Here is a 6879-nt window from a genome sequence, read left to right as displayed (position 1 = left end):
GGAGAAGACCTCCTCGTACGCCTGGTAGGCGAGCCGGGCGTTGGCGACGGCGGCCTTGCCGCGCAGCGCCTTGGCCTCGTCGGTGCCGAGCGCGTCGATGCGCTTGTCGATCTCGGTGTCCACCCGGGACACGAAGAAGGACGCCACCGAACGGATCTTCGACAGGTCCAGTCCCCTGGCCCTGGCCTTCTCCAGACCGGCGAGGTACGCGTCCATGACCTCGCGGTAGCGCTCCAGCGAGAAGATCAGCGTGACGTTGACGCTGATGCCGAGGCCGACCACCTCGGTGATCGCCGGGATGCCGGCCCTGGTCGCCGGGATCTTGATGAGGGTGTTGGGCCGGTCGACCAGCCAGGCCAGCTGCTTGGCCTCGGCGACGGTCGCGTGGGTATTGTGCGCGAGCCGCGGGTCGACCTCGATGGACACCCGGCCGTCCTGGCCGTCGGTGGCGTCGAAGACCGGGCGCAGGATGTCGGCGGCGTCCCGGACGTCCGCCGTGGTGATCATGCGGACCGCCTCCTCCACCGTGACCCCGCGCACGGCGAGGTCGGCGAGCTGCTGCTCGTAGCCGTCACCGCCGCTGATCGCCTTCTGGAAGATCGACGGATTGGTGGTGACGCCGACGACGTGCTGCTGGTCGATCAGCTCCGCGAGGTTGCCGGACGTGATGCGCTGGCGCGACAGGTCGTCCAGCCAGATCGCGACGCCCTCCTCGGAGAGGCGCTTCAGTGCGTCTGTCATGGAAAATCAAACTCCTACGTCTCGTGTATGAGCGTCAGCGCCGGGCCGCGGCGAGGGATTCCCGCGCGACGGCGGCCACGTTGTCGGCAGTGAAGCCGTACTCCCGGAAGAGGACCTTGCCGTCGGCCGAAGCACCGAAGTGCTCCAGGGAAACGATGCGGCCGGCGTCTCCCACGTACTTGTGCCAGGTGAGCCCGATGCCCGCCTCGACGGCCACCCGCGCCCTCACCGACGGCGGCAGGACGCTGTCCCGGTACCCCTGGTCCTGCTCCTCGAACCACTCCACGCACGGCATGGAGACCACCCGGGTCGGCACACCGGACGCCTGGAGCAGCTCACGCGCCTCGACCGCCACGTGCACCTCGGAGCCGGTCGCGATCAGGACCAGCTCCGGCTCCCCGCCCTCGGCCTCGAACAGCACGTAACCGCCGCGCACGGCGCCCTCGTTCGCCTCGTACGTCGGCACGCCCTGCCGGGTCAGCGCCAGACCGTGCGGGGCGCCCTCGCCGTACACCTTCGTCCAGCGGCGCAGGATCTCGCGCCAGGCGATCGCCGTCTCGTTGGCGTCGGCGGGGCGCACCACGTTCAGCCCGGGGATCGCGCGCAGCGAGGCCAGGTGCTCGACCGGCTGGTGGGTGGGGCCGTCCTCGCCGAGGCCGATGGAGTCGTGCGTCCAGACGTACGTCACCGGCAGGTGCATCAGCGCGGACAGCCGCACGGCGTTGCGCATGTAGTCGGAGAACACGAGGAACGTGCCGCCGTAGATGCGGGTGTTTCCGTGCAGCGCGATGCCGTTCATCTCCGCGGCCATGGAGTGCTCGCGGATGCCGAAGTGGATCGTGCGGCCGTACGGGTCGGCCTCCGGCAGCGGGTTGTCCGCCGGGAGGAACGACGACGTCTTGTCGATGGTGGTGTTGTTGGAGCCGGCGAGGTCGGCGGAGCCGCCCCACAGCTCCGGGACGACCGCGCCGAGCGCCTGGAGCACCTTGCCGGAGGCGGCACGCGTCGCGACGCCCTTGCCGGGCTCGAAGACCGGGACCTTCTCCTCCCAGCCCGCGGGCAGTTCGCCCTGCGCGACCCGGTCGTACTCGGCGGCGCGCTCCGGGTTGTTGTCCCGCCACTGCTGGTAGGACTTCTCCCACACCGCGCGGGCGGCCTGCCCCCGGTCCAGGGCGAGCCGGGTGTGCTCGATGACCTCGTCGGAGACCTCGAAGGTCCGCTCCGGGTCGAAACCCAGGACGCGCTTGGTGGCCGCGACCTCGTCGTCGCCGAGCGCCGAGCCGTGGGCGGCCTCGGTGTTCTGCGCGTTCGGGGCGGGCCAGGCGATGATGGAGCGCATCGCGATGAACGACGGGCGGTCCGTGACCTCCTGGGCGCGCAGGACCGCGGCGTGGATCGCGGCCGGGTCCAGGTCGCCGCCGGCCTGCGGCTCGACGCGCTGCACATGCCAGCCGTACGCCTCGTAGCGCTTCACGGTGTCCTCGGAGACGGCCGTCTCCGTGTCGCCCTCGATCGAGATGTGGTTGTCGTCCCACAGCAGGATGAGGTTGCCCAGCCGCTGGTGGCCGGCCATCGAGGACGCCTCGGCGGAGATGCCCTCCTGGAGGCAGCCGTCACCGGCGACGCAGTAGACGAAGTGGTCGAAGGGGGAGGTGCCCTCGGGGGCCTCCGGGTCGAACAGCCCGCGCTCGTAGCGGGAGGCCATCGCCATGCCGACGGCGTTCGCGACACCCTGGCCGAGCGGGCCCGTGGTGGTCTCGACGCCGGTGGTGTGGCCGTACTCGGGGTGGCCGGGGGTCTTCGAGCCCCAGGTGCGGAACGCCTTGAGGTCGTCCAGCTCCAGACCGAAACCGGCCAGGTACAGCTGGGTGTAGAGGGTCAGGGACGAATGGCCGGCGGACAGCACGAAGCGGTCCCGCCCGACCCAGTCGGCGTCCGCGGGGTCGTGCCGCATCACCTTCTGGAAGAGGGTGTAGGCGGCGGGCGCCAGGCTCATCGCCGTGCCCGGATGGCCGTTGCCGACCTTCTGTACGGCGTCGGCGGCCAGGACGCGTGCGGTGTCGACGGCCCTCTGGTCCAACTCGGTCCACTCGAGGTCTGCGGTGGTCGGCTTGGTGCTCACCCTGGGTCAGGGCTCCTCTCCACATGTCGGTTGCCGGCGTCACGGGCACACGCCCACCGGCTGCCGGCGTACTCGGCGTCGGCCGGCCGCTGTCGAGCCTACCCCTGGAAGTACGTGCGTTTTTTCGACTCGTTCCAGACTGCCGGGTGTCTTCGGGATGTGCCTGCCGACCGGGGCGTTGCCCGGTCGGCAGGTGAATACGGAGCCGCTCGTCCGGGCGCTCAACCGAGCTTCGGGGCGCCCGTCGGACGGTGCCCTCCAACACGACCCCACCCCCGCGAATGTCCGGGTCTGGGCAACGTCTAGAGTGGCGTGGTACGCGCGGGCCTTTACCGGGACTTCACACGGGGGGCCTGCTGGGATGTCTCTGTCAGGGGTGTGCGTGACGGCCGTTGAATCCCGTCCAGCGGGTGGGGGCACCGCCCACGACCTGCGGGCAGTGGGGGAGACCGGGACGAGCCGGAGCCCGAACCGCCGGCCGGTGGGGGCCCGGGTCATGGGCTTCGTGGCGCTGACCAAGCCGCGGATCATCGAGCTGCTGCTCATCACCACCGTTCCGGTGATGTTCCTCGCCCAGCGGGGGGTGCCCGACCTCGGTCTGGTCCTGCTCACCTGTGTCGGCGGCTACCTCTCGGCGGGCGGCGCCAACGCGCTGAACATGTACATCGACCGCGACATCGACGCGCTGATGGACCGCACCTCCCAGCGTCCGCTGGTCACCGGGATGGTCAGCCCGCGGGAGTGCCTGGCCTTCGGCATCTCCCTCGCGGTCGTCTCCACCCTGCTGTTCGGGCTCACCGTCAACTGGCTGAGTGCCTGGCTCGCCCTCGGCGCGCTCCTCTTCTACGTCGTCGTCTACACGATGATCCTCAAGCGGCGTACGTCGCAGAACATCGTGTGGGGCGGCATCGCGGGCTGCATGCCGGTCCTCATCGGCTGGTCCTCCGTGACCGGCTCGCTGTCGTGGGCGCCGGTCATCCTCTTCCTGGTGATTTTCTTCTGGACCCCGCCGCACTACTGGCCGCTGTCCATGAAGGTGAAGGAGGACTACGCGCGCGTGGGCGTGCCGATGCTCCCCGTGATCGCCTCCAACAAGACCGTGGCCAAGCAGATCGTGATCTACAGCTGGGTCATGGTCGCCGTCTCCCTGCTGCTGACGCCGCTGGGCTACACCGGCTGGTTCTACACGTCGGTCGCCCTGGTGGCCGGCGGCTGGTGGCTCTGGGAGGCGCACGCGCTCCAGAACCGCGCCAAGGCCGAGGCCGCGGGCGGCAAGCTCAAGGAGATGCGGCTGTTCCACTGGTCCATCACCTATGTGTCGCTGCTCTTCGTCGCCGTCGCCGTGGACCCGTTCCTGAGCTGACGCACGTCACACGGCCCCGGCCTCGCCCGCGGGTCTACCCGTGAGTAGCATCCCTGGCATGGCAGACACGCAGCAGCTCGACGACAAGGCCGAGCGCAGGGCGGCCCGGCTGGCCCGGCGGATCGGCGCCTTCGCGAAGGCACACGGCGGTGCCGGGGCCCAGGTCGCGTACCTCGGTGAGCGCGGCGCCCGCATCGTGCTCGTCGGCGAGGACGGCGGCTGGGGCGACCTGGTCGCGCCGTCGTACGAGATCGCGCGACGGGCGGTCACCGCCTCCGGCGTCACGGTCCACGAGTCCTTCGACGGCGAGTTCGCCGCCAAGGTGACCACGGGCGCGTACGAGTGGAAGCGGATGGCGGGCATCCAGATCGGCGGCTGAACCGCCTGCCCCGCACGCAACACCAGGAGCCGGTTCACCCGTTAGGACGTGTAGAGCAACCGCAGCGTCCACCCACGGGGGAGCCCGGATGATCGACACGCCGTCCCTCGTGGACCAGTACTGCCACGGCGTACTGCGCGCCGAACTGGGCCTCGGCACCTTCGAGGCCCAGCTGGCCCGCACCGAGGGCCCGCCGGCCCCGGGCACCACCCTCTTCGACACCCAGACCGGGTTCGCCGTGCGCCGCTGGTGCCCCCCGCTGCTCGGGCTGGAGGCGCACTGCGCGCCCGCACGCTATCTGGCCCGCCGCCGTGAACTCGGTGTCCTGGAGGCGGGCCGGCGCCTGCTGCGCGGCAGCGGCATCACCACCTATCTGATCGACACCGGGCTGCCCGGCGATCTCACCGGACCCCCGGAGATGGCCTCCACCGGCTCCGCCGAGGCCCACGAGATCGTCCGCCTCGAACTCCTCGCCGAACAGGTCGCCGACACCTCCGGCACCGTCGAGTCCTTCCTCGCCAACCTCGCCGAGTCCGTGCACGGCGCCGCCGCGAGCGCCGTCGCCTTCACCTCCGTCGCGGGCGTCCGGCACGGACTGGCGCTCGCGCCCGAGCCGCCGGGGCCGGGTGAGGTGCGCGGCGCGGCCGGCCGCTGGCTCGCGGCCCGCGCCGTCGGCGGCGAGCTCAGCGACCCGGTGCTGCTGCGGCACCTCCTGTGGATCGCGGTGGCCTCCGGGCTGCCGCTGCAACTGCACGCGGGCCTGGGCGAGCCCGGCCTGCGCATCGACCGCACCGACCCGGTGCTGCTCACCGACTTCGTCCGCGCCACCGCCGGCCTCGGCACCGACCTGATCCTGCTGCACGGCTACCCGTACCACCGGCACGCCGCCCATCTGGCCGGGGTCTTCCCGCACGTCTACGCCGACTCGGGCGCCGCCCTGGTGCGCACGGGCGCCCGCGCGGCCACGATCCTCGCCGAGATCCTGGAGCTGGCCCCCTTCGGGAAGATCCTCTTCTCCAGCGGCGCCCAGGGCCTGCCCGAACTGCACGTCGTGGGCGCCCGGCTGTTCCGCGACGCCCTCGGCCGGGTCCTCGGCGGCTGGGTCGCCGACGGCGCGTGGTCGCCCGCGGACGCCCAGCGGGTCGCCGGGATGGTCGCGGCGGGCAACGCCCGCCGGGTGTACGCACTGGACTGACGGGCGCCCCGGCCGCCGGGTGGGCGGTGCTCAGGGGCCGGACGACGCGCGGCTACCTGGGACCGGCGATCGACGCGCTCGCGGAGTCGTGTGCCTGAACCGGCAGGTCGGGGACGGTCGCCTCGGGCCGCTCCCGCATCGCGAGCAGGACCCGCAGGGTGGCGATCCACACCAGGGCCGAGCCGAACATGTGCACGCCGACCAGCACCGGCGGGACGTCGGTGAAGTACTGGACGTAGCCCACGGCGCCCTGGGCGAGCAGGACCAGGAAGAGGTCGCGGGTGCGGTCGACGGGGCCCTTCGGCGCGTCGACCGCCTTGAGGACGAACCAGAGGGCGAACGTGAGCGTCACCACGATCCAGGCCAGCACGGCGTGCAGCTTGCTGACGCCGTCCCAGTCCACCGGCATGCGCGGGACGTCACTGGAGTCACCGGCGTGGGGGCCCGCCCCGGTGACGACCGTGCCGACCAGGATCAGCAGCACCGACGCCCCGACCAGGACCCACACCAGCTGCTGGACGGCCCTGCCGACCAGCGGGCGGGCCGGCGCGTCGCCCTCGCGGGTGCGCTGCCACATCACGGTCGCCACCGCGATGAGCGCCGACGACACCACGAAGTGCGCCGCCACCGTGTACGGGTTGAGACCGACCAGCACGACGACGCCGCCGAGCAGGGCGTTGCTCATCACGATCCAGAACTGCGCCCAGCCCAGCCGGGTCAGCCCGCGCCGGTACGGCTTCGTGGCCCGCGCCGCGATGATCGCCCAGCCGACCGCGGCGCACAGGACGTACGTCAGCAGGCGGTTGCCGAACTCGATGACGCCGTGCAGGCCCATCTCCCGGGTGGCCGTGAGCGAGTCGGAGGTGCACTTGGGCCAGGTCGGGCAGCCGAGGCCGGAGCCGGTCAGCCGCACCGCGCCGCCGGTGACGACGATGACCACCGACATCACGAGCGCGGTCAGGGCCGCACGCCGGACCGTCCTCGGGTCCGGGGTCCAGCGGGCGGCGATGAAGGCGAGCGGGTTGCGCACGGCGGCCAGGGCGTCGGCGCGGGTCACGTTGGGCACGCGCCCTATCGTA

6 protein-coding genes are annotated in these 6879 nt (G+C 71.8%); 3 read left to right on the top strand and 3 right to left on the bottom strand.

All coding sequences use genetic code 11. The annotated features are described in order from the left end of the window. Positions 1-741: transaldolase (gene tal, locus SZN_RS20960; RefSeq protein WP_007498301.1), on the bottom strand; the 741-nt coding region annotated here is incomplete at its 3' end. 34 nt (positions 742-775) lie between these two features. Then, entirely contained in the window at positions 776-2863 is a 2088-nt protein-coding gene (gene tkt, locus SZN_RS20955) for a transketolase (RefSeq protein ID WP_007498300.1), read from the bottom strand. Positions 2864-3239: 376 nt separating this feature from the next. Here tkt and SZN_RS20950 point away from each other — a divergent pair, with 376 nt between their 5' ends. The 3 genes from SZN_RS20950 (at position 3240) to SZN_RS20940 (ending at position 5800) form a co-directional block, all read left to right on the top strand. Then, positions 3240-4226, top strand: coding sequence for a heme o synthase (locus SZN_RS20950; RefSeq protein ID WP_043732128.1), 987 nt, complete (start codon positions 3240-3242; stop codon positions 4224-4226). A 58-nt stretch (positions 4227-4284) separates the two neighbouring features. After that, complete coding sequence (locus tag SZN_RS20945) at positions 4285-4605, top strand: hypothetical protein (protein ID WP_007498297.1); 321 nt, start codon at positions 4285-4287, stop codon at positions 4603-4605. Positions 4606-4693: 88 nt separating this feature from the next. Further along, the gene (locus tag SZN_RS20940) at positions 4694-5800 is read left to right on the top strand and encodes an amidohydrolase family protein (RefSeq protein ID WP_007498294.1); all 1107 of its coding nucleotides are present in this window, start codon (positions 4694-4696) and stop codon (positions 5798-5800) included. Between the two features lie 52 nt (positions 5801-5852). On the opposite strand, the gene SZN_RS20935 is transcribed toward SZN_RS20940, so the two are convergent. After that, positions 5853-6866, bottom strand: a complete 1014-nt coding sequence (locus SZN_RS20935; RefSeq protein WP_007498292.1) for a COX15/CtaA family protein — start codon at positions 6864-6866, stop codon at positions 5853-5855. Positions 6867-6879: the final 13 nt, after the last annotated feature.

The organism is Streptomyces zinciresistens K42, assembly GCF_000225525.1.
GTDB lineage: Bacteria > Actinomycetota > Actinomycetes > Streptomycetales > Streptomycetaceae > Streptomyces > Streptomyces zinciresistens.
This window is presented reverse-complemented; position numbering and strand designations above follow the sequence as displayed.